Here is a 26844-nt window from a genome sequence, read left to right on the forward strand (position 1 = left end):
AGTCCAGTCAGAGGAGCCAAATTTAAAAAGCCTGCTTTTAAAGCAGGCTTTTTGCTTTTCTGTGCCTGATAAAATTGTCGGGTGGCGGCTTGCGCCTTACCCGACCTACTAAAATAAAAAAGGCTCTCTGTCACCAGAGAGCCTTTTTCACCATTCATTGCGATTACTCGCTTTTTGCTTCGCCGTTTTTGATTTCGCCCATCACTTTCAGCTTTTTAGAGATATCGCGACGCTCTTTAGACAGCTCAGCATTTTTGATGATGTAGTCATCCACGCGGTCTTCATAGTCGCTCTTCATGCTGGCGATGATGCCCTGAATAGCTTCAACGCTCATGCCTGGCTTGATGTAGTCGCTCAGGTTGTCGAGCAGCAGGACACGTTTCTGGTTGTCACGGATCTTCTTCTCAACGTCCTGGATTTCACGCTGCAGTTTGTTTTTGCGGCGGAACAGGCGGACGAATTCCAGAACATCCTGGAACGAAGGCTTGGTAGTTTCCATTTTTACACCCCTGATAATGTGAGATTCGGATTCGTTAAAGCAACCGTTGTATCAATAACCTTACTGACAGCGGCTGCGAATGACAATGACTATATCGTTTAAAGCTATCATAACCCCAATTGCTGCTGAATCGAAGCAGCAGGCGTCACATCCGCGTTTTATTTGCGCAGCGCCCGGCAAATGAGGTGCGATAACAGTTCAAGCTGCCGGGCCAGTTCCAGGCTCAACCAGACATAGCCATGAATGGGCGTTTCCGCCACGTTATCACCCTGCCGCTCGCTGATAAGCGTTTTCAGCTCCGCCACAATGTCATTCAGACGCTCGCTGTTCGCCAGTATCGGCTGCGGGTTGCCTTCATAGAGCGCATGAGCGATGGTCAACAGGGTTTGCTGCGTCATCTGCTGTGTCTCTTTCAGCGTATGTGCGTTGAGCATCAGCAGATGGCTTGGGCGAGAAGCCCAGTGCGCGTTAATCTGCAGCTCAAGCATGCAGACCAGATTGCGGCTTACGGTCTGAATAGCCTCGAAAATCGCTTTCTGAATATGGGTCTCTTTGCTCGCGGGGGTAATCAGGCCGCGCATTTTGACCACGTCATTAAGGATGGTTTGCAGATGCTTTTCCAGCCGGGGGCGCTCAACCAGATTGGGGGAGAAACCGGCCTGGTAAACGCGGTTAAACGCGGTGACATAGCTGGCCATCTGGATACGCCAGTGCAAAAAAGCACGCTGCGGCCAGATGCCGGTAAACAGCATGGCAAGCAGCGAGCCCAGGATGACATCCCCGCTTCGCCAGAGCGCCGTAGTCATATCCCCGGCCGGTGCGCCAACCACCACCGCAAGGGTGATACCAATCAGCAGCGCCTGATAGGGGCGTTTGCCCAACGCCAGCCAGCCGCAGAGGAACATGGCCGCACCGCACCATGCCAGCATGACCGGAAATGAGATAAGCTCCAGCTTCAGGGCAATAAGCCCCAGCGCAGAGCCAAGAACGGTACCGCCGATCCGCTCGAAGGCGCGAGGAACAACGTTCCCCCAAAATGAGATAGGCCCCATCACCACCACCAGCGTGATCAGCGGCCACGTCCCCTCCGGAACATCCAGCAGTCGGACCAGTATAAAGGTCAATACGAACGCCAGCGCAATGCGGCACCCATGCACCACGCGGTAATGTTTGTATAGACGAATTTCAAACGGCGTTAATGATTTGTCGGGACGCACACCCGCTCTCCAGCTACACGGCAAATCACAATTGTACTGTGTTTTCAGCCGGGCGGATCACACCCGGCTGAAAAACCCTTCATTTAGCAGGCTTAAGCCGTTTTGTGCTCTACCGCGATAAACATTTCGATATCCCAGTAACCGTCCGCGTTGCCATCATTGAGATAGCGTTCGAAGCAGGGTTTGAGCGCCATCTGATATTTATTGTCCTGCAACAGGGAATTGAAGAACTGATACCACGGTGTCGCAAAGTCGTAGTTTTCCACACGCGCCGTGGCCACGGCATAATCACCCGCCGCGATTTCCGTCATCATGACGCCTTCGCTGTTATCCGGGATAACAAAATCCTCCGGTACCGTAACGGCCGTATCACAGCGCAGTTTTTCCGCCGGGACCTCATCAGGATTATCGTAGTAGACCGCCACCCACTCCAGCGGCTCAATGTGACGTCCGTCCACCCACATGACCAGCTGTTCAAATCCCTGCTTAACCGTTTTTTCCCACGGCCCAACAAGATGAAAACCCGCAATCTTACGCTTCTGTTGCTGCTTGATGCTGTAGTCCATACTGCCTCCGCTTATTACTGTATATTTATACACTATAAAACAGGAACAATATTATCGGCAAACGAGGAGTGTTTATTATGTGAGCAGACTCGCAACCCTGCCAGTCTGCTCAGAAAGGTTAGATTTTTTGGTGCAGGTAATCACTGAGGCGAGAGAAAATCCCACCCTTATCAACACGTTCCAGGGTGACCAGCGGCCAGTGTGCCACCACTTTGTCGCGGTCATAGAGCTGGATCTCCCCAACCCGCTGATGTGCGGCAATCGGCGCTTCCAGCTCTTTTTTATCCAGAACGTATTTCGCCTTAATGTTCGCCACTTCCGCTTTCGGTAAAGCCAGCCAGAAGTCCTGATCCGTACCCAGATTTACCTGTTCTTTATCACCGTACCAGATACGTTCTGTCCCTACTTTTTTACCGCTGTGCAGAATCTGCACCGTATCGAAATTCTGCTGACCCCAGTGCAGCAGTTTCCGGGCCTGGTCTTCGCGCCCTTTCGGGCTGTCCGCCCCCATCACCACCGCGATTAAACGGCGCTGACCGTCAACGGCGGAAGCAATCAGGTTAAAGCCCGCGCCAGAAGTGTGCCCCGTTTTGAGGCCATCCACGTTCATGGTTTTATCCCACAGCAGGCCGTTACGGTTTTGCTGGGTGATCCCGTTCCAGGTGAGGCTCTTTTCGCTGTACATATGGTAAAACTCAGGCTCGCCGTGAATGATAGCCCGGGAGAGAACGGCCAGGTCATAGGCCGAGCTGTGTTGACCCGGCGCATCAAGCCCATGGACGGTTTCAAAGTGCGTATCGCGCAGGTTCAGCTTCTGCACATAGTCGTTCATCATCTTCACAAACTGCGGCTGCCCACCCGCTACGTGATCGGCCAGCGCCACGCAGGCGTCGTTGCCGGAATCCACAATCAGCCCGCGGCTTAAGTCCCGCACGGAGACGCGATCGCCCTCTTTCAGGAACATCAGGGATGATCCGTCAAAAACCGGGTTCCCTTTGGCCCATGCGTCACGGCCTACGGTGACAATGTCATCCGGCGTAATGCGATGGCTATCAATGGCCCGATCAACCACATAACCCGTCATCAGCTTAGTAAGGCTCGCCGGATTACGTTGTTGATGTTCGTTGCCCGCCGTTAAGATCTGACCAGTCGTGTAATCCATCAGCACCCACGAGCCCGCCTGAATGGCCGGAGGCTGCGGGGAAAAATCCAGCGGTTCGGCCGAAGCAGATGAGATACTCGAAGCGAGTAAAGAAACAGCAATAAACAGACGGCGTTTCAACGGTATATCCTCAGGTCATTAAAAATCGATGACCTTTTTACGGGAGTTCTGATGTCGTTACCTGGCTTAATTGCAAAAAAATGTGACAGAACGCAGGTTTCACGCTGAATCTGTCTCGCAAATTTGCACCACGGCGGTGCTTTTTATTCGGTCTGACCCGCACGATCGTTTACCATAGTGGCGTCATTTTTTAACAGGATGGTATTACTGGTGTCTGACTCTGCCGCACGCCCCACTTTTTTGTTCCACGATTACGCGCAACAAAGCTGAGAGCAGCAACGATCAAGGAATTCTTGATTTATGAATTTTACTTGGTACGGAATTTGGTATCCATGATAATTTTCACACCACAGGGCAGTCATCTAACTCGCCCTTGCGCTCATCTTTAATGATGTAGGTGATTACACCGATTATTGGTAACGCTCCGCTTATCCCCTCATATTCACCCGATGACTTTTACTTCCGGCCATTCAAGAAATGTTAAAGATGAAGCTGTGGAAAGGTGCGATACCTTTTTTACTTTTAACTCATTTTCATAGTCACAGATAAGCAGGGAGCCATCACATGGTTTAAGCGACGAATCGATGACCAGCAACGTATCTTTCAAGATGTCACACTGGTTGATAATCTCACCCGTTAGCATGTAGTAGGTTGTGATAGGTTTATGGATGAGCATCTCATTGATAGGCAGACGTCTTTCAACGTAATCAGCAGCAGGGCTAGGCAACCGCATAACTTACTTACGATAAGCACTGTGTATCAACACAGCTCGCATCGGAGATTTCGACCAACATGAAATTTAGCGAAAGTGTTACTCATTAGCATTGGTTGGAGTGGATAATTAACGTTAGCTTGCTTTAAAAAAGTTAGCAGCAAAAACGTAAAAAGCATTCACTTGTTTTTCAGCCCCCCCCAACCACCGCACCGTACTAGACATAGTCAAATATTAGACACGAATCATGCATTTTTCGTTTTGTTGATGCCCAATATATTACTTTGTGCTATCATGTGAAACCATTAAATTTTAAAAGATATAACCTAGGTAATTTCATGAATGCTAACTCTCGTTTGGAATGGATTGATTCTTTAAAGGCAATAGCTATATTTTGGATTTACTTAGGTCACTTTGGCGATAACGCCAAACAGTTATATCCGTTTGTTTTTTCATTTCACGTACCGTTATTTTTCTTTATTTCCGGTATATTTGTTAAACAATGCGCTTCGCTATCGGACTTAAGCAATATAGCAACCAAGTCTTTCAAAAGAATATTAATCCCATACTTCGCATTTTCTATTATATCTTTAATTTTCTTTTCATTATACCACAACTATGACTTTGCTCATGTAAAAGAACTTGCCAAGCAGATACTACCAGGCATCCGCAACCAAATTTTTGCCGCTTCCCTTTGGTTCCTCCCATGCTTATTTGTCATGATATTAATGCATTCATTTATGCAACTAATCTTAAAGAATAAACACATAGTATTCATGCTATGCATTATTATATTCTTTGCCTCATCAATTATGAAGATAGGTTTTCAGCCCAGTGTGTTTTTTAATGTCGATAGCGCATTAAGATATGTCGTCTATTATGCTTTAGGTGCATATTTTTCCGATTATATTAAAGGCCATAAAGAATACACAAGAAATTTGACAGCGAAAGCAATTACGTACATAGTTTGCTTATTGTCGATCGCATTATTTATTTATGTTTATTTCTACGGAGCTAGCTCAGTTTATAGTGGTTTTAACAATGAATATTTAATAATTTTTGCATCTTTTATTGTTACGGTCATGATGTTTGTCCCAAATATTATCATCGCCAAGCGAATAAAAATAAAACAAATAATATTAATAGGACAATCAACATTAGTGCTTTGTGGCACCGAGCAAATGCTTAAAACATTCATTTATTCATTCTTTAAAATGTTTGGGTTAAAAATTTATCTATATAATTCAATAGACACCGTAGCATACACATTGTTGTGTTTATTCATTGCCTACTTCACAACCATAAAGATTTACAGAAAAATAAAACACTAGATACTCATAAAAAAATCCTTCGTATAATGTGGCTTTTTAGAATGCCCCCTGTAAGGGGGCTATTGTTGCCTTCCGGATTCTACTCTAACAATTCTTACTGCTGTTCTGACCTGCTCCCGGTTGATTAATACACCGCGATGCTAGTAATGTCTTCATAAACCACATGGGGACATCCCCATGAAGAAGCGCTTTCCGACGAACAGATCATCAGTATCCTCCGCGAGGCTGAAGCCGGGTCTTCGGCCCGTGAGCTCTGACGTAAGCACGTTATTTCCGACGCCACCTTTTACACCTGGCGTAAGAAGTAGGCGGTATGGAGGTGCCCGAGGTTAAGCGCCTAAAGCCGCTTGAGGCGCCAGGTTCAAGAAGCTGCTTGCCGAAGCCATGCTGGATAGGAGGCGCTTCAGGTGGCTCTGGGGCGAAAGTACTGACGATAGGCCAGAAGCGGGAAGCCGTGGTGTTGATGTGTGATGCGACTGGTCTGTCGCAACGTAGTGCCTGCAGGCTTACAGGTCTGTCTCTGTCGACCTGCCGTTATGATGCTCAGCGACCATCTTCTGATGCACATTTATCAGGGCGTATCACTGAACTGGCGCTTGAACGCCGACGTTTTGGTTATCGGCGCATCTGGCAGCAACTGCTTCGGGAAGGCCTTCATGTCAATCACAAGCGGATATACCGTATTTACCACCTTAATGGACTAAGCGTAAAACGCAGATGACGCCGTAAAGGACTGGCAACCGAACGGTTTCCGCTTCTGCGCCCGGATGCGTCGAATCTGACATGGTCGATGGATTTCGTTATGGACGCACTGGCAAATGGTCGGAGGATCAAGCGCCTGACCTGTGTGGATGATTTCACGAACGAGTGTCTGACGATCACCGCTGCTTTCGGTATTTCAGGCGTTCAGGTCACGCGTATTCTGGACAGCATCGCGCTGTTTAGGGGCTATCCGGCGACAATAAGAACCGATCAGGACCCGGAATTTACCTGCCGCGCGCTCGATCAATGGGCCTTTGAGCATGGTTTGGAACTACAGCTTATCCAGCCAAGGTAAGCCAACGCAGAACGGATTTATTGAGGGTTTTAACGGACGCTTTCGCGATGAGTGTCTGAATGAACACTGGTTCAGCGAAATTCTTCTGCCCGGAAAACGATTAATGACTGGCGGCAGGATTATAACGAGTACCGTCCCCATTCATCGCAGGATTACAAGACACCAGCTGAATTCGCAACGGACTGGCGAAACAGGAAATATAAAAACCAGCCGACATTACTAACTGAAGGTTGTATCTAATCCTGGGGGCAGGTCAGTCGTGAAATCTGATGAATATGTTAATGGCCAATGCCAAGTCAAAGAGATTTACGATGCCATAGATACCTGAACGAAAACTGGATCACGCCCTTCGTATAAATGCGCGCGCTAAGGCCGTCGACACCAACTACTTCTTATGAGCCCGAATATGGTTTACCATAAATGGCTTGGAGTTTTGTGTCGCTGATAGCTATAAGTAATTTTTGGTACGCTCAGAAATAGTGGTTCAGCTCACTTCTGGTACGCAATATCACATTACATCAAGACACAGTTAGTAACTATATTAAACGTTCGTGGTCAAACTCAGCTGAATGAGGGCTGTTTCGAATGATAACAAAAAGTTAATTAATGTGGATAACGTAAGATAATGTCTCACTCAGATAAACAACCTACCTTCCTATTTCACGATTACGAAACCTTTGGCACGCACCCGGCGCTGGACCGACCGGCGCAATTTGCCGCCATCCGTACCGACGACGAATTCAACATCATTGGCGAGCCTGAGGTCTTTTACTGCAAACCTGCTGATGATTACCTGCCGCAGCCAGGCGCGGTCATGGTCACCGGGATCACCCCTCAGGAAGCACGGGAGAAAGGGGTGAACGAGGCGGAATTCGCCCGCCGCATCCACGATCTGTTTACCGTCCCCAATACCTGCGTGGTCGGTTACAACAACATCCGTTTCGATGACGAAGTGACCCGCAACGTTTTCTATCGCAACTTCTACGATCCGTACGCCTGGAGCTGGCAGAACCGCAACTCGCGCTGGGATCTGCTGGATATCATGCGCGCCTGTTATGCCCTGCGTCCTGAAGGCATCAACTGGCCGGAAAATGAGGAAGGTCTGACGAGCTTCCGCCTGGAACACCTGACGCGCGCTAATGGCATTGAGCACAGCAATGCCCACGACGCAATGGCGGACGTCTATGCCACTATTGCCATGGCGAAGCTGGTGAAAGCCGCGCAGCCCCGGCTGTTTGAGTATTTGCTGAGCCATCGCAGCAAGCAGAAGCTCATGACCCTTATCGACGTGCCGCAGATGAAACCCCTGGTGCATATCTCCGGTATGTTCGGTGCCTGGCGCGGCAATACAAGCTGGGTGGCACCGCTGGCGTGGCATCCGGACAACCGTAACGCCGTTATCATGGTGGATTTAGCGGGCGATATTTCGCCGCTGCTGGAACTTGACAGCGATACCCTGCGCGAACGGCTCTACACCCCGAAAAATGAGCTTGGTGACCTGCCCGCGGTGCCGGTCAAACTGGTGCATATCAATAAATGTCCGGTACTGGCGCAGGCGAATACGCTGCGCCCGGAGGATGCTGACAGGCTGGGCATTAACCGTCAGCACTGCCTGGATAACCTGAAAGTGCTGCGCGAAAATCCGCAGGTACGCGAGAAAGTGGTCGCGATCTTCGCCGAAGCGGAGCCGTTTGTGCCGTCGGAAAACGTCGATGCACAGCTCTACAACGGCTTCTTCAGCGATGCCGACCGTGCAGCGATGAATATTGTCCTGCAAACCGAGCCGCGGAACCTGCCGGCGCTGGACATCACTTTCGCCGATAAACGCATCGAAAAGCTGATGTTTAATTACCGCGCACGTAACTACCCCGGCACGCTGGATGAAACAGAGCAGGAGCGCTGGCTGCAGCATCGTCGTAACGTGTTTACGCCAGAGTATCTGCACCACTACGCCCAGGAGCTGGAGATGCTTTACGGTCAGTACGAAGGGAATGCAGAGAAACAGGCGCTGCTGAAAGCGCTGTTCCAGTACGCGCAAGAGATAGTCTGAAAATCAGACATAAAAAAAGCGGAGACGATTGTCTCCGCTTTTTTTTGCCCGGTGGCGCTTCGCTTACGCGGGCCTACAGGAGTGTTGTTTTGTAGGCCGGGTAAGCGCTAGCGCCACCCGGCGAGTCATCACGCAACGTCTTCGTACTGAGGAACCGGGTTACGGAAGCTCTTCGTTACGCAGGCCAGGTAAACCAGGCCGATACCGCCCCAGATCAGCCCCAGAATCATAGAGCTCTCTTCCAGGTTAATCCACAGCGCCCCCACCGTCAGCGCACCACACACTGGCAGCACCAGATAGTTGAAGTGGTCTTTCAGCGTTTTGTTGCGCTTCTCACGGATCCAGAACTGCGAAATCACGGAGAGGTTAACGAAGGTGAACGCCACCAGCGCACCGAAGTTAATCAGCGCAGTTGCAGTCACCAGGTCGAATTTAATCGCCATCAGCGCAATCGCGCCAACCAACAGCACGTTCCACGCCGGAGTACGCCATTTTGGATGCACATAACCGAAGAAGCGAGTCGGGAACACGCCGTCACGGCCCATAACATACATCAGACGAGAAACGCCTGCGTGTGCCGCCATACCGGATGCCAGTACGGTCACGCTGGAGAAAATCAGCACGCCCCACTGGAACGTTTTACCCGCAACATAAAGCATGATTTCAGGCTGCGACGCATCCGGATCTTTAAAGCGAGAGATATCCGGGAAGTACAGCTGCAGGAAGTAGGAGGCACCGATGAAGATCAGGCCGCCAATCAGCGCCGTCAGGAAAATCGCTTTCGGGATCACGCGCTCAGCATCTTTGGTCTCTTCTGACAGAGAAGAGATACCGTCAAAGCCCAGGAACGAGAAGCACAGAATCGTCGCACCGGTAATCATCGGCACAACATGTGCGCCTTCAGACCAGAATGGACGCGTGCTGGTCAGCGTGCCCGCACCTTCACCGTGAGAAACACCGTAGATGATCAGGCCGACGATAACTGCCACGATGCCCATCTGCAGAATAACAATCAGGGTGTTGAAGTTTGCCACGGTCTTGATGCTGCGCAGGTTAGAAATGGTCATAAAGGCCACCAGCGCGACAACAAAGATCCACGACGGCACGGAAGGCACCAGCGCTTCAAAGTAAATTTTTGCCAGCAGAATGTTGATCATCGGCATGAACAGGTAGTCCAGCAGAGATGACCAGCCCACCATAAAGCCAACTGCCGGGCTAATGGATTTCTGAGCATAGGTGTACGCAGAGCCTGCTGACGGGAAACGGCGGACCAGTTTTCCGTAGCTCAGCGCGGTAAAGAGGATCGCGACCAGTGCAAAGGCGTACGCCGTCGCAACGTGACCGTTGGTGAGGCCCGATACGATACCGAATGTATCGAACAGCGTCATCGGTTGCATATAGGCAAGGCCCATCATAACAACCGGAATCAACGTAAGCGTTTTACGTAATTCCACGCGAGAGGTGTTTGGAGTTGCGTTATGCGACATAGTTATTCTCCTTTACGGTGATAACCGCCACGTAAGCGAAAAATTGCCCCATTTCTTTCTTCCTCAGCGACAACAACTGTCGGATTTTAGTAAATATCTATCCGGTACGAAGCCCGGCCTCTTGGTTTTTAGTTTCGTTTCGTACATGCAAAAAAAAATAACCGACGCCTTTTATATCGTCGATTATTCATTTGGTTGCAGCGGCGGCATTTTGCCCCACATCGGATACAAAAGGCAATACTTTGCAACGCACCGGGCCGTTTTCTTTCTGCTAACTGGCTGATTTCTGGACGCCGGGCTGAGAGTAAATTGCCGCGATAGCACTATTTGCTAAAATTTCATCCCGCCACCAGGCGCTCGCAAGCCCGGCGGTTTGTTCATTCCAGCCCATCCATACCGATTCGTTACTGCTTTGAGCAAGTACCTGTTTTTCAACAAGCGCACCGCTATCAATAAACCGCTGCGCCAGATAGCGCGGTAAGTAGCCGCAGCCGAGTCCACTAATTTGCAGTTCCAGCTTAGTTTTAAAATCAAAAACCGTGATGGCTTCCTGCTCATCAAGCAGTTGCGAGGAAACCGAACATTCCGGGCGAGCGCTATCCCCCACCACGATGGCGCGATAGCCTTTAATCACGCGACGGTTAAGGGGCTCTGGCTCCTGAGCCAGCGGATGATGGGGCGCCACGGCGAACACCTGCTCCAGCACGCCAAGTCGGGCAAAGCCAAATTCACTCAGCTGGGGAGGCTCATGCAATGCCCCGACAAAAATATCTGCCCTGCCCTGCGTTAAGGCATCCCAGGAGCCGCCAAGCACACCGTTGATGAAGATAAGCCGGGTGACGCTGTGATGTTGATAAAACGCTTCGATCAGCGGGGTCAAAAGAGAGAACGGAAAGGTATCATCCACGCCAATGACCAGCTCGTTCTCCCATCCCTGGTGGAGCTTGACGGCCTGTTTTTCCAGTTCACGAACGGTGTGCAGGACTTCGCGGCCTTTTTCCAGCAGCATCTGTCCGGTACGGGTAAAACGCGCGCGATGTCCGGTGCGATCGAGGATTTGGATATTAAGATCGCTTTCCAGTTTTTGAACGGTGTAACTCAATGCCGAAGGGGTTTTATAGAGCTTTGCTGAAGCAGCCGCAAAGCTCCCCTCTTTTTCCAGTGCATCCAGAATAATAAGAACATCCAGCAGCGGTTTCATGCTCGCCCCCTTCCGGTGTGCGATCGTTTCCGCTGCGGGACTTATTCCATGGGCATCACCAGCGGATCGGGATATTGATACTCAAACCCCAGCTCATGACAAATGCGATTGCCATCAACAATTTTGCCTTTGCTTTCGTCCTTTGCCTCAGCAAAAACCGGCGGAGCCGGGCCAAGCTGACGCGCCATCAGCGGGTAAAACGTGCTGCGCGAAGGATGAGAAGGTGCACATATATTATAGATGTGTCCACCTTTTGGAGCTTTTAAGAGTAGCTCAATCGCGCCAATAACATCCTCAAGATGAACAAGATTGACGACATGCTGCCCGTCCGGCGCCGATTTCCCGGCAAAAAAGCGTCCCGGATGCCGACCGGGGCCGACCAGCCCCGCCAGACGGACGATATCCACCTGCGTGCCGGGCAAATTATGCAGCCAGTCTTCCAGCTCTTTAAGGACCTTGCCACTCGCGGTCACAGGACGACGCTCAGTTCCTTCTTTCATTACGCCCGGAGCATCGCCATAGACCGACGTCGAACTGGTAAAAATGATACGCGGAACATGGTGCGCAAGGGCACTGTCGACAATCTCCTGCATCGCCTGCAGATAGAATGATTCACCCGGGCCGCTACGCCGCGCGGGTAGCGTAATCACTAGCGCATCGACGTTCATCAGCGTGTCCAGATCGTCTGCATCACACACCAGCTCCGGTTCCAGACGCAGTTCGACGCCATCAATACCGCACATGCGTGCCGCTTCGACCCCATCCTTCGTCGTTTTGCTCCCGGTCACCTGCCAGCCTTTCGCGGCTAATGACATCGCCAGCGGCATTCCCAGCCAGCCCAAACCGACAATCGCGACCTTTTTCATGCGAATTCTCCTGACTCTCACTCGTCTTTCATAAGGCTACGCCAGCCTGGCAGAACACACAATTCATAGCATCAATATGAAATGAATTAATGATCAAAAAAAGCCCTTGCAATCTGTCACACAACTGGTTTAGGTTAAAAGACATCAAATGAATAAGCATTCATCGAGAATTTATATGACACGCGTTCAATTTAAACACCACCATCATCACCATCATCCTGACTAGTCTTTCAGGCGATGTGTGCTGGAAGACGTTTGGATCTTCCAGTGGTGCATGAACGCATGATAAAGCCCCCGGAAGATCTTCTTCCGGGGGCTTTTTTTTGGACCAAATTCAGACAGGTTAAAACAGGTTAACGAGGAATAAAGAATGTTAGATAACTCACGCTTACGCATAGCTATTCAAAAATCAGGTCGGTTGAGTGATGATTCACGCGAACTGCTGGCCCGCTGCGGGATTAAAATCAACCTGCACACCCAGCGCCTGATTGCTCTGGCTGAAAACATGCCGATCGACATTTTGCGCGTGCGTGATGACGATATTCCAGGCCTGGTCATGGATGGCGTCGTTGATCTCGGGATTATCGGTGAAAACGTGCTGGAAGAAGAATTGCTGACCCGCCGTGCACAGGGCGAAGACCCGCGTTACTTCACCCTGCGTCGTCTGGACTTTGGCGGCTGCCGCCTGTCGCTGGCAACGCCGGTTGATGAACCCTGGGACGGTCCGGCCGCGCTGAATGGCAAACGTATCGCCACCTCCTACCCTCACCTGTTAAAGCGTTATCTGGATCAGAAAGGCGTGCAGTTTAAATCCTGCCTGCTGAACGGCTCGGTTGAAGTGGCACCGCGTGCGGGTCTGGCGGACGCTATCTGTGACCTCGTCTCTACCGGCGCGACGCTGGAAGCGAACGGCCTGCGCGAGGTCGAAGTGATTTACCGCTCCAAAGCGTGTCTGATCCAGCGTGATGGCGATATGGCCGATGCCAAGCAGCAGCTCATCGACAAACTGCTGACCCGTATTCAGGGCGTGATTCAGGCACGTGAATCAAAATACATCATGATGCATGCGCCGACCGAGCGTCTGGATGAAGTGATTGCCCTGCTGCCGGGCGCAGAACGTCCAACCATTCTGCCGCTGGCGGGCGATCAGCAGCGCGTGGCAATGCACATGGTCAGTAGCGAAACCCTCTTCTGGGAAACCATGGAAAAACTGAAGGCGCTGGGCGCAAGCTCCATTCTGGTGCTGCCAATTGAGAAGATGATGGAGTAACGGCCATGCGTTTTAACACAATCATCGACTGGAATACCTGTAGCGACGCACAGCAGCGCGAGCTGCTGATGCGCCCGGCGATTTCCGCCTCCGAAAGCATCTCCCGCACCGTGGCGGAGATCCTTGATAGCGTCAAAACGCGTGGCGATGACGCGCTGCGTGAATACAGTGCAAAGTTTGATAAAACCGAAGTTGACGCGCTACAGGTCACCGGGCAGGAAATCGCGGAGGCGGAAAGCCGCCTCGGTGACGACATCAAACAGGCGATGGCCGTCGCGGTGAAAAACATTGAGACCTTTCACGTCGCGCAGAAACTGCCGACCGTGGACGTGGAAACCCTGCCCGGCGTGCGTTGTCAGCAGGTGACTCGCCCGGTGGCGTCAGTCGGGCTTTATATCCCTGGCGGTTCAGCGCCGCTGTTTTCAACCGTATTAATGCTCGCAACCCCGGCGCGTATCGCCGGATGCCAGAAAGTGGTGCTGTGCTCTCCGCCACCGATTGCCGATGAGATCCTTTATGCGGCAAAGCTGTGCGGCGTACAGGCAGTCTATAAAGTGGGCGGTGCCCAGGCCATTTCGGCCCTGGCGTTCGGGACTGAGTCCATTCCGAAGGTCGACAAAATCTTTGGACCGGGCAACGCGTATGTAACCGAAGCCAAGCGCCAGGTCAGCCAGCGTCTGGACGGTGCGGCAATTGATATGCCAGCCGGCCCTTCTGAGGTACTGGTGATTGCCGACAGCGGCGCAACGCCGGATTTCGTGGCGTCCGACCTGCTTTCACAGGCTGAACACGGCCCGGACTCCCAGGTCATTTTGCTGACACCGGACGCCGATATGGCTAAACGTGTGGGTGAGGCCGTTGAGCGTCAGCTTGCCGACCTGCCCCGTGCCGACACGGCACGCCAGGCGTTATCCGCCAGCCGCCTGATTGTGGCGCGTGACCTGGAGCAGTGCATTGCTATTTCCAACCAGTACGGCCCGGAGCATCTGATTATTCAGACCCGCAACGCCCGCGATCTGGTCGACAGCATTACCAGCGCTGGCTCGGTGTTCCTCGGCGACTGGTCACCGGAATCCGCGGGCGACTACGCTTCTGGTACCAACCACGTTCTGCCGACGTATGGCTATACCTCAACCTGTTCCAGCCTGGGCCTGGCAGATTTCCAGAAACGGATGACCGTGCAGGAACTTTCCCGCGAAGGGTTTGCCTCGCTGGCTTCAACTATTGAGACGCTGGCCGCCGCCGAACGTCTGACTGCCCATAAAAATGCCGTTACGCTGCGCGTTGCAGCGCTGAAGGAGCAAGCATGAACATTGAAGAATTAGCCCGCGAAAATGTCCGTCGCCTGACGCCTTATCAGTCCGCGCGCCGCCTGGGTGGCAAAGGCGATGTCTGGCTGAACGCCAACGAATTCCCGACGGCGGTGCAGTTTGAGCTGTCGCAGCAAACGTTGAACCGTTATCCGGAGTGTCAGCCGAAAGCGGTAATCGAAAACTACGCCCAGTACGCAGGCGTGAAGCCGGAGCAGGTGCTGGTCAGCCGTGGGGCAGACGAAGGCATTGAACTGCTGATCCGCGCGTTCTGCGAGCCGGGAAAAGACGCAGTAATGTACTGCCAGCCGACCTACGGCATGTACAGCGTCAGCGCCGAAACCTTCGGCGTGGCGTGCCGCAACGTGCAGGCGCTGGAGAACTGGCAGCTGGATCTGCAGGGGATTGCCGACAATCTTGACGGCGTAAAAGTCGTGTTTGTCTGCAGCCCGAACAATCCAACCGGGCAGATTATCACGCCACAGGATATCCGTACCCTGCTGGAAATGACGCGCGGTAAAGCGCTGGTGGTGGCGGACGAAGCCTATATTGAGTTCTGCCCACAGGCGACGCTGACAGGCTGGCTTGAGGAGTATCCGCATCTTGTTGTGCTGCGCACACTGTCAAAGGCTTTCGCCCTCGCGGGCTTGCGCTGCGGATTCACCCTGGCGAATAAAGCGGTCATCGACCTGCTTTTGAAAGTCATCGCCCCGTATCCACTCTCCACGCCGGTTGCGGATATTGCGGCCCAGGCGTTGACGCCTCAGGGCATTAATGCGATGCGCGAACGCGTGGCGCAGATCCTGGAAGAACGCCAGTACCTGGTCACCGCCCTGAAGGATATTGCGTGCGTGGAGCAGGTGTTTGACTCGGAAACCAATTACATCCTGGTGCGTTTTACCGCCTCGAGTGCCGTATTTAAATCTTTGTGGGATCAGGGCATTATCTTACGAGACCAGAATAAACAACCTTCCCTGAGCGGCTGCCTGCGCATTACCGTAGGCACCCGCGCAGAGAGCCAGCGCGTGATTGACGCCCTGAAAGCGGAGAAAGTATGACCCAGAAGATCCTTTTCATCGATCGTGACGGCACCCTTATTTCGGAGCCACCAGCCGATTTTCAGGTCGATCGTTTCGACAAACTGGCTTTTGAACCGGACGTGATACCGGTGCTGCTTACGCTGCAAAAAGCCGGTTATAAGCTGGTGATGATCACCAACCAGGACGGTCTGGGTACCGACAGCTTCCCGCAGGCAGACTTTGACGGTCCCCATAATTTAATGATGCAGGTGTTGACCTCTCAGGGCGTAGTGTTCGATGAGGTACTGATTTGCCCGCACATGCCAGCCGATGAGTGCGACTGCCGCAAGCCAAAAGTGAAGCTGGTTGAGCGCTATCTGGCTGAGGATATGCTGGATAAAACCAACAGCTATGTCATCGGGGATCGCATCACTGATATTACGCTGGCGGAAAATATGGGCATTGCGGGGCTTCGCTACGACCGCAACAATCTTAGCTGGGCAAAGATTGGCGAACAGCTGACAAAACGTGACCGCTACTCGCACGTTGAACGCAACACCAAAGAGACACAGATTGATGTGAAGGTCTGGCTGGACCGTGAAGGCGGCAGCAAGATCCACACCGGTGTCGGTTTCTTTGACCATATGCTGGACCAGATTGCCACGCACGGCGGCTTCCGCATGGAAATCTCGGTGAAGGGTGACCTTTACATTGACGATCACCACACCGTAGAAGATACCGGTCTGGCGCTGGGTGAAGCCCTGAAGCTGGCGCTCGGCGACAAACGCGGCATCAACCGTTTTGGTTTTGTTCTGCCGATGGACGAATGTCTGGCGCGCTGCGCGATGGACATCTCCGGTCGTCCACACCTGGAATACAAAGCCGACTTCACCTATCAGCGCGTGGGCGATCTCAGCACCGAAATGGTGGAGCATTTCTTCCGTTCCTTGTCCTACACCATGGGCCTGACGTTGCATCTGAAAACGAAAGGCAAAAACGATCACCACCGCGTGGAAAGTCTGTTTAAAGCCTTTGGCCGTACGCTGCGTCAGGCAATCCGCGTGGAAGGTGACGCCCTTCCCTCGTCGAAAGGAGTGCTGTGATGAACGTGGTGATTCTGGACACCGGATGCGCCAACCTGAACTCCGTCAAATCGGCCATTGCGCGCCACGGCTACGAGCCGGTGGTGAGCCGTGATCCGGACGTGGTATTGCGTGCCGACAAGCTTTTCCTGCCCGGCGTAGGCACCGCCCAGGCGGCGATGGATCAGATCCACGAGCGCGAGCTGGTCGATTTGATCAAAGCCTGTACCCAACCGGTACTGGGGATTTGCTTAGGCATGCAGCTTCTGGGTCGCCGCAGCGAAGAGAGCAACGGCGTTGACCTGCTGGGCATTATTGACGAAGACGTACCGAAAATGACCGACCACGGCCTGCCGCTACCGCATATGGGGTGGAACCGCGTTTACGCGAAAGCAGGTGACCGTCTGTTTCGCGGCATCGAAGACGGTGCGTATTTTTACTTCGTGCACAGCTACGCCATGCCGGTGAACGCCCATACCATCGCCCAGTGCAACTACGGCGAGGCATTTACTGCCGCGGTGCAGAAAGACAATTTCTTCGGCGTGCAGTTTCACCCGGAACGTTCGGGCGCCGCGGGCGCGCAGTTGCTGAAAAACTTCCTGGAGATGTGATGATCATTCCCGCTTTAGATTTAATTGACGGCACGGTTGTCCGTCTGCATCAGGGCGATTACGCCCAGCAGCGTGACTACGGGAACGACCCGCTGCCGCGTCTGCAGGATTATGCGGCTCAGGGCGCGCAGGTATTGCATCTGGTAGATTTGACGGGCGCGAAAGATCCGGCGAAACGCCAGATCCCGCTGCTGAAAAACCTGGTTGCTGGCGTTAATGTGCCCGTACAGGTCGGCGGTGGCGTGCGTACGGAAGAGGACGTTGCGGCACTGCTGGATGCAGGCGTGGCGCGCGTGGTGGTAGGCTCAACCGCGGTCAACGATCCTGAGACCGTGAAAGGCTGGTTCCGCCGCTTCGGCGCCGATGCGCTGGTGCTGGCGCTGGACGTTCGCATTGACGAACAAGGTAATAAGCAGGTGGCGATCAGCGGCTGGCAGGAAAACTCCGGGGTAACGCTGGAAGAACTGGTCGAGATGTATCTGCCCGTTGGCCTGAAGCACGTGCTGTGCACCGATATCTCTCGCGACGGTACGCTGGCAGGCTCTAATGTCTCGCTGTATGAAGAGGTTTGTGCACGTTATCCGCAGGTGGCGTTCCAGTCTTCAGGCGGCATCGGCGATATAGACGACGTGGCTGCGCTGCGCGGTACCGGTGTAAAGGGTGTGATTGTAGGCCGTGCCCTGCTGGAAGGTAAATTTACTGTAACGGAGGCGATTCAATGCTGGCAAAACGGATAATCCCTTGTCTTGACGTACGCGACGGTCAGGTTGTGAAAGGCGTGCAGTTCCGCAACCACGAGATTATTGGCGACATCGTTCCGCTGGCAAAACGTTATGCCGATGAAGGCGCAGACGAGCTGGTCTTTTACGATATCACCGCCTCAAGCGATGGTCGCGTGGTCGACAAAAGCTGGGTCGCGCGCGTGGCGGAAGTGATTGATATTCCGTTCTGTGTCGCGGGCGGGATTAAGTCCGCTGACGACGCGGCCAAAATTCTCTCTTTTGGTGCCGACAAGATTTCCATCAACTCCCCTGCCCTTGCCGACCCGGAGCTGATTACCCGTCTGGCCGATCGCTTTGGCGTGCAGTGCATTGTGGTTGGGATCGACACCTGGTATGACGCTGCAACCGGTAAATATCACGTCAACCAGTATACCGGTGATGAGAGCCGGACGCGTGTCACCCAATGGGAAACGCTGGACTGGGTGCAGGAAGTGCAGAAGCGCGGCGCGGGTGAGATTGTGCTGAACATGATGAACCAGGACGGCGTGCGTAACGGGTATGACCTCGAGCAGCTGAAAAAAGTCCGCGCGGTCTGCCACGTGCCGCTGATTGCCTCCGGCGGTGCGGGCACCATGGAGCACTTTCTGGAAGCTTTCCGTGATGCGAACGTAGACGGTGCGCTGGCGGCGTCCGTGTTCCACAAACAGATTATTAATATTGGTGAGTTAAAGACGTACCTGGCCGACCAGGGCGTGGAGATCAGGGTATGTTAACAGAGCAACAACAGGCGCAGCTGGACTGGGAAAAAACTGACGGATTACTGCCGGTGGTTGTACAGCATGCCGTCTCAGGCGAAGTGCTGATGCTGGGGTATATGAACCAGGACGCGCTGGCGAAAACGATCGACAGCGGCAAGGTGACGTTTTTCTCACGCACGAAACAGCGTCTGTGGACCAAAGGTGAAACCTCAGGTCATTTCCTGAATGTGGTCAGCATGGCGCCAGACTGCGATAACGACACCCTGCTGGTGCTGGCCAATCCGATCGGGCCGACCTGCCACAAGGGCACCAGCAGCTGCTTCGGTGAGGCGAGCCACCAGTGGCTGTTCCTGTATCAACTGGAACAGCTGCTGGCAGAGCGTAAAACGGCGGATCCTGAAAGCTCTTACACTGCGAAGTTGTACGCCAGCGGAACTAAGCGTATTGCGCAAAAAGTAGGGGAAGAAGGCGTTGAGACTGCGCTGGCTGCGACGGTGCATGACCGCGAGGAGCTGACCAATGAGGCATCGGATTTGATGTATCACCTGCTGGTACTGCTGCAGGATCAGGAGCTGGATTTGACGGCGGTGATCGAGAATCTTCGTAAGCGCCACAAATAAAAAAACCGGGGAATTTCCCCGGTTTTTTTATATCCGATGTGGTTCAGGATTTGGGTTTGTAGTTACGCAGTGCATTGCGGCCCAATACCACACCAGAACCAATAATCCCGCCCAGCAGAACCGCCAGAATTAAGGTGATCGCCTTTTTCGGGCTATCACGTCGGACAGGGAGATCCGGCTTCATGACGTAACGATAGACGTGAATCGTGTCTGGATTCACATTCAACTTCTCGATATCCAGTAAGTTTTGTTTCGTCTGATAGTAAGCAGGAGAGAACACTAACGGGCGAGACGCTTCGTTATCAATCATCGATTTCAGCGCTTCACTACCCAGCAGGAACATAGTTTCCTGGGTCACATCCTGAGTTTGCTGGATCTGTGGGGTCGCGATTTTTGCAGCTTCCGCATTTTTAAGCGCCTCAGTGATCTGTTTGATTCGCAGATCTTTCTGCTCCTGAGCAACCTTTTCCTGGTTTTCCAGAGAGTCATTTAGCGTGGTAATTTGCTGCTTGATATTATCTTTGAGGTCGAGAGAAAGTTCTTTCGCTGTTTGCTGATCAACCTGCTGTATGTATTGCGCCAGCTGTTTTTGAGCCGCTTCTGCAGACTCCCCCTGATAGGAGACGCTTAACGGCAGCGGTTGCCCCTTAACGGTGGTGTCGATAGTCAGCTTTTCTGGAATGTCCTGGTTTTCGAGAGCCTGAGCTAAAGCAGAAAACGAGGAATTGAAACGATTAATAGCACGGTTCTGGATATCCAGCATTGAAGGTGCAGCGCTACCGTAAAGGATATTCAGTGCATTGGCGTAAGTGGCGATCTGCGCCGCATCTGGCTGAGCAATAATGGCGGAGGAGGTCCATTTCTCTTTCGCGACTGTAATGTATACGCCCGCTAATACGATAAAAACCGCAATAAATGCCCCAATTACCCACTTTCCGCGCCAAAGTTGCAGCACTAAATCAAGTAAATCAATTTGCTCCGGGTCAGTACTGCGCGTGACCAGGCTATTGTTGTTTTGCGTCATACAATCCCTAACAGATGAAAAAGGGCAAAAAAAATTATGTTTACGTAGTTTATCTGTTGCTGAGGATTTTTCTATAGGAATTCGATGAGTTATATCGGAAAGATGGGTTATGTATCGGGTGTGCTACGCGCTATCATAGACAAATTCGGATGCCCTATGCATCACAAGAACGAAGCGTTAACGAGGAAAGATATGAAATTTTTGGTAACGGGCGCAGCAGGTTTTATCGGTTCACATGTCAGCAAGCGACTGCTGGACGCAGGCCATCAGGTTGTCGGTATTGATAATCTGAATGACTACTATGACGTCAATCTTAAGCTGGCACGTCTGGACTTGCTCAAATCTGACAATTTCTCTTTCCATAAACTTGATTTAGCCGACCGTGAAGGGATGTCTGCGCTCTTCGCCGATGAGAAGTTTGACCGTGTGATCCATCTGGCCGCGCAGGCTGGGGTTCGCTACTCGCTGGATAATCCACATGCTTATGCAGAAGCCAACCTGGTGGGTCATCTCAACGTGCTGGAAGGCTGTCGCCATAATAAGGTTCAACACCTGCTTTACGCCTCATCCAGCTCCGTTTATGGGCTCAACCGTAAGATGCCTTTCTCTACGGACGATTCAGTGGATCACCCTGTTTCGCTGTATGCGGCAACTAAAAAGGCCAATGAGCTGATGTCGCATACCTATTCTCATTTGTACAACCTGCCAACGACTGGCCTGCGCTTCTTTACCGTGTACGGCCCGTGGGGGCGACCGGACATGGCCTTGTTCAAATTTACCAAAGCAATGATCGAAGATAAGCCGATTGATGTTTACAACTACGGCAAGATGAAGCGCGACTTCACTTACATCGACGACATCGCCGAAGCCATTATTCGTCTGCAGGATGTCATTCCTCAGGCCGATGCAGACTGGACCGTCGAGACCGGTTCCCCGGCGACCAGCTCCGCGCCTTATCGCGTTTACAACATTGGTAATAGCTCTCCGGTCGAGCTTATGGATTACATCACGGCGCTGGAAGAAGCTCTCGGCAAAGAAGCAGAGAAAAACATGATGCCGATTCAACCGGGTGACGTGCTGGAGACCAGCGCGGATACGAAAGCGTTGTATGACGTTATTGGCTTTAAACCGCAGACGTCGGTCAAAGACGGAGTGAAGAACTTTGTCGACTGGTATCGCGCTTTCTACAAGGTCTGAAAATAAAAAACCCGGCTACATGGCCGGGTTTTTTACGTGCGTTAAGAGTAATCAATCGCTTCCGAACAGATCGCGGGTATAGACTTTATCCGCCACGTCCGCCAGCTCTTCCGCCATGCGGTTAGAGATGATCACGTCCGCTTCCTGCTTGAACGCATCCAGATCGCGAATCACGCGGGAGTGGAAGAACTCATCTTCCTGCATCGCGGGTTCATAAATAATAACCTGCACCCCTTTAGCCTTAATGCGCTTCATGATGCCCTGAATGGAAGAGGCACGGAAGTTATCTGAACCGCTCTTCATGATCAGACGATACACACCCACAACTTTAGGCTGACGCGCAAGGATGGAGTCAGAGATGAAATCTTTACGCGTGCGGTTGGCATCTACAATGGCTGAAATCAGGTTATTCGGTACAGCCTGATAGTTGGCCAGCAACTGTTTGGTATCTTTTGGCAGGCAGTAGCCGCCGTAACCGAATGACGGGTTGTTATAGTGGTTGCCGATGCGAGGGTCGAGGCACACGCCTTCTATGATCTGACGGGTATTCAGGCCCAAACTCTCTGCGTAGCTGTCCAGCTCGTTGAAGTACGCTACACGCATCGCCAGATAAGTATTGGCGAACAGCTTGATGGCTTCGGCTTCCGTGGAGTCGGTAAACAGAACCGGAATGTCTTTCTTGATTGCGCCTTCCTGGAGCAGCGCGGCAAAACGCTCCGCCCGCTCAGAGCGCTCACCGATCACGATACGCGAGGGGTGCAGGTTATCGTATAGCGCCCTGCCCTCGCGCAGAAACTCTGGCGAGAAGAAGACATTATCAATACCCAACTCTTCTTTAATCGATTTGGTGAAGCCTACCGGAATGGTCGACTTAATGATCATCACTGCTTGAGGGTTGATTGCGATAACGTCTTTGATCACGGCTTCAACAGTAGAGGTGTTGAAGTAGTTGGTTTTGGGATCGTAATCTGTTGGTGTCGCGATGATGACGAAATCTGCACCACGATAGGCATCTTCTTTGTCCGTCGTCGCACGAAAATTCAGAGGTTTGTTGGCAAGATAGTCCTGGATCTCTTTATCGACAATCGGAGACTGCTTCTGATTGAGCATATCTACTTTGGACTGAACGATATCCAGCGCCACCACTTCATGGTTTTGTGCAATCAGGATGCCGTTTGAAAGCCCAACATAGCCCGTTCCGGAGATAGTTATTTTCATATATTTGACTTCTTCATTATGAGTTTCTGATGTCCCTAAAAGGTCACCACAATGATTAACTGGTGGTTTTTTATCGCTAATGCCAATTCGCTGTCAAGGTTCAGCCCTGTCTTGTAAGTGCCTCCCTCCTAGAAGCAGTTACTTCCTAAACGCCATTTTGAGCGCCTTCTCACCAGCATCAATGCTGCTTTCAACGATGACGGGTGTCCAAAAATGATCAATGATGGCAAGATTCAAATCAGACTAATCCCTTGGTCAGATTTAATAGATATTGCCCATAACCCGTTTTCTTTAGTGGCTCAGCTAATATCCGAAGTTGATCCGCATCGATAAAGCCTCTACGGAATGCAATCTCTTCAGGGCAAGACACCTTGAGACCCTGACGCTCTTCAATGGTGGCAATAAAATTACTCGCCTCAATCATGCTTTGGTGGGTTCCCGTATCCAGCCATGCGTAACCGCGTCTCATCATCGCCACAGATAATCGCCCCTGCTGCATATAGAGGCGGTTGATGTCGGTGATTTCCAACTCGCCCCGATCGGATGGATGTAAACTTTTGGCCATCTCTATGACATCGTTATCGTAAAAATAGAGACCCGTTATCGCGTAGTTACTTTTGGGTTGTTGAGGTTTCTCCTCAAGGCCAATCGCTGTACCGTCTTTGTCAAACTCAACAACGCCATACCGCTCCGGGTCACTGACATGATAAGCGAACACGGTCGCGCCCTCTTCCTGTCCAGCCGCACCTTCAAGCAGTTTCGGAAGATCATGCCCATAAAAAATGTTGTCCCCTAGTACCAGCGCACAATTATCCTCACCGATAAACGCTTCGCCAAGAATAAAAGCCTGAGCCAGACCGTCTGGGCTTGGTTGTACTTTGTATTGTAGATTGAGCCCCCACTGACTCCCATCGCCAAGCAGTTGTTCAAAACGCGGCGTATCTTGTGGAGTACTGATAATCAGAATATCTCTAATGCCCGCGAGCATCAGTGTGGAAAGCGGGTAATAGATCATTGGCTTATCATAAATCGGCAGCAGCTGCTTACTCACCGCCATCGTCACTGGGTAAAGACGCGTGCCAGATCCGCCCGCCAGGATAATGCCTTTACGCTTTGTCATGATTTACGCTTTCCATAATTCTGCTCAATCCATGCCTTATAGGCACCACTTTTAACATTAGAGACCCATTCAGAATTGTTCAAATACCACACAACCGTTTTGCGGATCCCACTTTCGAACGTTTCCTCTGGCTTCCAGCCTAACTCTGTTCCGATTTTATGGGCATCTATCGCGTAACGGCGATCGTGGCCGGGGCGGTCAGCCACATAGGTTATCTGTTCCCGGTAGGATTTTTCCTTAGGGACAATTTCATCCAGCAGATCGCAAATCGCATGTACAACGTCGATATTTTTCTTCTCATTATGCCCACCGATATTGTACGTTTCGCCGGGCTGACCAGTGGTAAGGACTGTATAGAGGGCTCGCGCGTGATCTTCAACATACAGCCAATCACGGATTTGGTCTCCCTTGCCGTAAATTGGTAATACTTTGTTTTCTAAGGCATTAAGTATGACAAGTGGGATGAGTTTTTCCGGAAAATGGAAAGGTCCGTAGTTGTTCGAGCAGTTTGTCACTATTCCTGGCAAGCCGTAGGTGCGGATCCACGCGCGAACCAGGTGATCGCTGGACGCTTTTGAGGCTGAATAAGGGCTACTTGGCGCATATGACGTTTTCTCAGTAAAAAGAGGCAACGGATTTCCGTCCTGATGCTCATCAGGATGCGGTAAATCGCCATATACTTCATCTGTTGAAATGTGGTGAAAACGAAATGCGGATTTTGCCGACTCATCCAATGAGGACCAGTAAGCGCGACTGATGTCCAACAGGACATAGGTACCCACAATATTGGTTTCAATAAATGCAGCAGGCCCGGTAATAGAACGGTCAACATGGCTCTCCGCAGCCAAATGCATGACGGCATCAGGTTGATGCGTGGCAAAAATACGCTCCATTACCTCTTTGTCGCATATATCAGCGTGCTCAAAGACATAGCGCTCGCTATCGCTAACCTCACGCAAGGATTCCAGATTACCGGCATAGGTCAATTTATCAACGTTAACAACGCTATCCCGAGTATTGCTGATGATATGTCGGATAACTGCAGAACCGATAAAACCGGCACCGCCAGTAACAAGAATTTTCACGCAATCTATTCCGTTAAAAGTGAGTGGATTGGGCGGGACAAAAAAGCCCGGTATCGCTACCGGGCTTAGTGAAATGGCTAAACCGAGATCGGATTAATTAAGCCATTCGGTGTGGAACACACCTTCTTTATCGGTACGTTTATACGTATGCGCACCGAAGTAATCACGCTGTGCCTGAATCAGGTTGGCTGGCAGTACGGCAGCACGGTAGCTGTCATAGTACGCCACTGCAGCGGAGAAGGTCGGAACAGGGATACCGTTCTGCACAGCGTAAGCAACCACGTCACGCAGCGCCTGCTGGTATTCGTCCGCGATTTTCTTGAAGTACGGTGCCAGCAGCAGATTCGCGATACCGGCATTTTCAGCGTACGCATCAGTAATTTTCTGCAGGAACTGAGCGCGGATAATGCAACCAGCACGGAAGATCTTCGCGATTTCGCCGTAGTTCAGATCCCAGTTGTTTTCGTCTGAAGCGGCACGCAGCTGAGAGAAACCTTGTGCATAAGAGACGATTTTACCCAGATACAGAGCGCGACGAACCTTCTCAACGAATTCAGCTTTATCACCAGCTGGCTTGGTCTGAGGGCCAGACAGTACTTTTGAAGCGGCAACACGCTGCTCTTTCAGAGAGGAAATGTAACGTGCAAACACAGATTCGGTGATCAGGGACAGCGGCTCGCCAAGATCCAGAGAGCTCTGGCTGGTCCATTTACCGGTACCCTTGTTCGCGGCTTCATCCAGAATCACATCAACCAGGTATTTACCCTCTTCATCTTTTTTAGTGAAGATATCTTTGGTGATGTCGATCAGGTAGCTGTTCAGCTCACCTTTGTTCCACTCGGTGAAGGTTTCAGCCAGCTCTTCGTTAGAAAGGTTCAGACCGCCTTTGAGCAGGGAGTAGGCTTCTGCAATCAGCTGCATATCACCGTATTCGATGCCGTTGTGAACCATCTTAACATAGTGGCCCGCACCGTCAGGACCGATATAGGTCACACACGGTTCGCCATCTTCGGCAATTGCTGCAATTTTGGTCAGGATTGGCGCAACCAGTTCGTAGGCTTCTTTCTGGCCACCAGGCATGATAGATGGGCCTTTCAGGGCGCCCTCTTCACCACCGGAGACACCGGTACCGATGAAGTTAAAGCCTTCAGCAGACAGTTCACGGTTACGACGGATGGTGTCGTGGAAGAAGGTGTTGCCGCCATCAATGATGATGTCGCCTTTATCCAGATACGGTTTCAGGGAATCGATAGCAGCATCGGTACCTGCGCCCGCTTTCACCATTAACAGGATACGACGAGGCGTTTCCAAAGACTCAACAAACTCTTTAACCGTATAGAAAGGAACCAGTTTCTTGCCAGGATTCTCAGCGATGACTTCTTCAGTCTTATCACGGGAGCGGTTGAAAACGGAGACGGTATAACCACGGCTTTCGATGTTGAGCGCCAGGTTGCGCCCCATCACTGCCATACCGACAACGCCGATCTGTTGCTTGGACATTACATACTCCTGTCAGGTGTGGTCGCCGCGACTGTGCGCG

Annotated in this window: 25 protein-coding genes, 2 pseudogenes and 1 other annotated feature; of the genes and pseudogenes, 13 read left to right on the forward strand and 14 right to left on the reverse strand. The window is 51.8% G+C overall.

Annotated elements, in window-relative coordinates:
* Window positions 1-163: 163 nt before the first annotated feature.
* From ACOTYN_RS21775 to dacD, 4 genes are all read right to left on the reverse strand, one after another.
* Window positions 164-499: a DUF496 family protein gene (locus ACOTYN_RS21775; protein ID WP_008499467.1), complete on the reverse strand. Its 336-nt coding sequence runs from the start codon at window positions 497-499 to the stop codon at window positions 164-166.
* A gap of 158 nt (window positions 500-657) precedes the next feature.
* Window positions 658-1716, reverse strand: a complete 1059-nt coding sequence (locus tag ACOTYN_RS21780; protein WP_014884459.1) for an FUSC family protein — start codon at window positions 1714-1716, stop codon at window positions 658-660.
* Window positions 1717-1808: 92 nt separating this feature from the next.
* On the reverse strand, window positions 1809-2282 hold the full coding sequence (sbmC, locus tag ACOTYN_RS21785) for a DNA gyrase inhibitor SbmC (protein WP_014884460.1): 474 nt from the start codon (window positions 2280-2282) through the stop codon (window positions 1809-1811).
* A 118-nt stretch (window positions 2283-2400) separates the two neighbouring features.
* A complete protein-coding gene (dacD, locus tag ACOTYN_RS21790; RefSeq protein WP_071922075.1) occupies window positions 2401-3564 on the reverse strand; it encodes a serine-type D-Ala-D-Ala carboxypeptidase DacD in 1164 nt (387 codons plus the stop codon).
* A gap of 1050 nt (window positions 3565-4614) precedes the next feature.
* Here dacD and ACOTYN_RS21795 point away from each other — a divergent pair.
* On the forward strand, window positions 4615-5607 hold the full coding sequence (locus ACOTYN_RS21795; RefSeq protein ID WP_071922074.1) for an acyltransferase family protein: 993 nt from the start codon (window positions 4615-4617) through the stop codon (window positions 5605-5607).
* Between the two features lie 177 nt (window positions 5608-5784).
* Window positions 5785-6904: pseudogene (locus ACOTYN_RS21800) on the forward strand (IS3 family transposase).
* Window positions 6905-6969: 65 nt separating this feature from the next.
* Here the strand turns inward: ACOTYN_RS21800 and ACOTYN_RS21805 are convergent.
* Window positions 6970-7116, reverse strand: a pseudogene (locus ACOTYN_RS21805) (hypothetical protein); the annotation flags it as partial.
* Between the two features lie 173 nt (window positions 7117-7289).
* Here ACOTYN_RS21805 and sbcB point away from each other — a divergent pair.
* A complete protein-coding gene (gene sbcB, locus ACOTYN_RS21810; protein WP_071922072.1) occupies window positions 7290-8714 on the forward strand; it encodes an exodeoxyribonuclease I in 1425 nt (474 codons plus the stop codon).
* A gap of 128 nt (window positions 8715-8842) precedes the next feature.
* Here the strand turns inward: sbcB and ACOTYN_RS21815 are convergent, their stop codons facing one another.
* From ACOTYN_RS21815 to ACOTYN_RS21830, 4 genes are all read right to left on the reverse strand, one after another.
* Complete coding sequence (locus ACOTYN_RS21815) at window positions 8843-10201, reverse strand: APC family permease (protein ID WP_014884463.1); 1359 nt, start codon at window positions 10199-10201, stop codon at window positions 8843-8845.
* On the reverse strand, window positions 10191-10253 hold the full coding sequence (yoeI, locus tag ACOTYN_RS21820; protein ID WP_099458931.1) for a membrane protein YoeI: 63 nt from the start codon (window positions 10251-10253) through the stop codon (window positions 10191-10193). The genes ACOTYN_RS21815 and yoeI overlap by 11 nt, the downstream gene beginning before the upstream one ends.
* 219 nt (window positions 10254-10472) lie before the next feature.
* Window positions 10473-11402 (reverse strand): LysR substrate-binding domain-containing protein, encoded by a 930-nt coding sequence (locus tag ACOTYN_RS21825; protein WP_023330855.1) that lies wholly within the window; start codon window positions 11400-11402, stop codon window positions 10473-10475.
* Window positions 11403-11443: 41 nt separating this feature from the next.
* Window positions 11444-12268, reverse strand: coding sequence for an SDR family oxidoreductase (locus ACOTYN_RS21830; protein WP_332957460.1), 825 nt, complete (start codon window positions 12266-12268; stop codon window positions 11444-11446).
* 175 nt (window positions 12269-12443) lie between these two features.
* Here ACOTYN_RS21830 and hisL point away from each other — a divergent pair, with 175 nt between their 5' ends.
* The 9 genes from hisL (at window position 12444) to hisIE (ending at window position 19660) form a co-directional block, all read left to right on the forward strand.
* Window positions 12444-12494 (forward strand): his operon leader peptide, encoded by a 51-nt coding sequence (gene hisL, locus ACOTYN_RS21835; RefSeq protein ID WP_001364200.1) that lies wholly within the window; start codon window positions 12444-12446, stop codon window positions 12492-12494.
* Window positions 12470-12593: a sequence feature (His leader region), on the forward strand. (Overlaps the previous gene by 25 nt.)
* Before the next feature lie 45 nt (window positions 12594-12638).
* Window positions 12639-13538 carry an ATP phosphoribosyltransferase gene (gene hisG, locus ACOTYN_RS21840; RefSeq protein WP_023330857.1) on the forward strand — a complete coding sequence of 300 codons (900 nt, stop codon included), beginning with the start codon at window positions 12639-12641 and terminating at the stop codon, window positions 13536-13538.
* A 5-nt stretch (window positions 13539-13543) separates the two neighbouring features.
* Window positions 13544-14848 (forward strand): histidinol dehydrogenase, encoded by a 1305-nt coding sequence (hisD, locus tag ACOTYN_RS21845; RefSeq protein WP_023330858.1) that lies wholly within the window; start codon window positions 13544-13546, stop codon window positions 14846-14848.
* Entirely contained in the window at window positions 14845-15906 is a 1062-nt protein-coding gene (gene hisC, locus ACOTYN_RS21850) for a histidinol-phosphate transaminase (RefSeq protein WP_014884468.1), read from the forward strand. Before hisD ends, hisC begins: the two co-directional genes overlap by 4 nt.
* The gene (gene hisB, locus ACOTYN_RS21855) at window positions 15903-16970 is read left to right on the forward strand and encodes a bifunctional histidinol-phosphatase/imidazoleglycerol-phosphate dehydratase HisB (RefSeq protein ID WP_014884469.1); all 1068 of its coding nucleotides are present in this window, start codon (window positions 15903-15905) and stop codon (window positions 16968-16970) included. Before hisC ends, hisB begins: the two co-directional genes overlap by 4 nt.
* Window positions 16970-17560, forward strand: coding sequence for an imidazole glycerol phosphate synthase subunit HisH (gene hisH, locus ACOTYN_RS21860; protein WP_014884470.1), 591 nt, complete (start codon window positions 16970-16972; stop codon window positions 17558-17560). Before hisB ends, hisH begins: the two co-directional genes overlap by 1 nt.
* Complete coding sequence (hisA, locus tag ACOTYN_RS21865) at window positions 17560-18297, forward strand: 1-(5-phosphoribosyl)-5-[(5-phosphoribosylamino)methylideneamino]imidazole-4-carboxamide isomerase (protein ID WP_252070805.1); 738 nt, start codon at window positions 17560-17562, stop codon at window positions 18295-18297. Before hisH ends, hisA begins: the two co-directional genes overlap by 1 nt.
* Window positions 18279-19055, forward strand: coding sequence for an imidazole glycerol phosphate synthase subunit HisF (gene hisF / locus ACOTYN_RS21870; RefSeq protein WP_023330862.1), 777 nt, complete (start codon window positions 18279-18281; stop codon window positions 19053-19055). Before hisA ends, hisF begins: the two co-directional genes overlap by 19 nt.
* Window positions 19049-19660 carry a bifunctional phosphoribosyl-AMP cyclohydrolase/phosphoribosyl-ATP diphosphatase HisIE gene (gene hisIE, locus ACOTYN_RS21875; RefSeq protein ID WP_014884472.1) on the forward strand — a complete coding sequence of 204 codons (612 nt, stop codon included), beginning with the start codon at window positions 19049-19051 and terminating at the stop codon, window positions 19658-19660. Before hisF ends, hisIE begins: the two co-directional genes overlap by 7 nt.
* Window positions 19661-19703: 43 nt before the next feature.
* Here the strand turns inward: hisIE and wzzB are convergent, their stop codons facing one another.
* A complete protein-coding gene (gene wzzB / locus ACOTYN_RS21880) occupies window positions 19704-20684 on the reverse strand; it encodes an LPS O-antigen chain length determinant protein WzzB (protein WP_023337515.1) in 981 nt (326 codons plus the stop codon).
* 192 nt (window positions 20685-20876) lie between these two features.
* Here wzzB and ACOTYN_RS21885 point away from each other — a divergent pair, with 192 nt between their 5' ends.
* A complete protein-coding gene (locus ACOTYN_RS21885) occupies window positions 20877-21881 on the forward strand; it encodes an NAD-dependent epimerase (RefSeq protein WP_117581247.1) in 1005 nt (334 codons plus the stop codon).
* 51 nt (window positions 21882-21932) lie between these two features.
* Here the strand turns inward: ACOTYN_RS21885 and ugd are convergent, their stop codons facing one another.
* The 4 genes from ugd to gndA form a co-directional block, all read right to left on the reverse strand.
* On the reverse strand, window positions 21933-23099 hold the full coding sequence (ugd, locus tag ACOTYN_RS21890; RefSeq protein WP_014884475.1) for a UDP-glucose 6-dehydrogenase: 1167 nt from the start codon (window positions 23097-23099) through the stop codon (window positions 21933-21935).
* A 238-nt stretch (window positions 23100-23337) separates the two neighbouring features.
* Complete coding sequence (gene rfbA, locus ACOTYN_RS21895) at window positions 23338-24219, reverse strand: glucose-1-phosphate thymidylyltransferase RfbA (protein WP_071922070.1); 882 nt, start codon at window positions 24217-24219, stop codon at window positions 23338-23340.
* Window positions 24216-25304: a dTDP-glucose 4,6-dehydratase gene (gene rfbB / locus ACOTYN_RS21900; RefSeq protein ID WP_071922069.1), complete on the reverse strand. Its 1089-nt coding sequence runs from the start codon at window positions 25302-25304 to the stop codon at window positions 24216-24218. Before rfbB ends, rfbA begins: the two co-directional genes overlap by 4 nt.
* Window positions 25305-25397: 93 nt before the next feature.
* The gene (gene gndA, locus ACOTYN_RS21905) at window positions 25398-26804 is read right to left on the reverse strand and encodes an NADP-dependent phosphogluconate dehydrogenase (protein WP_071922068.1); all 1407 of its coding nucleotides are present in this window, start codon (window positions 26802-26804) and stop codon (window positions 25398-25400) included.
* Window positions 26805-26844 lie beyond the last annotated feature (40 nt).

The organism is Enterobacter cloacae complex sp. IR5458 (genome assembly GCF_049238025.1).
Taxonomy (GTDB): domain Bacteria; phylum Pseudomonadota; class Gammaproteobacteria; order Enterobacterales; family Enterobacteriaceae; genus Enterobacter; species Enterobacter kobei.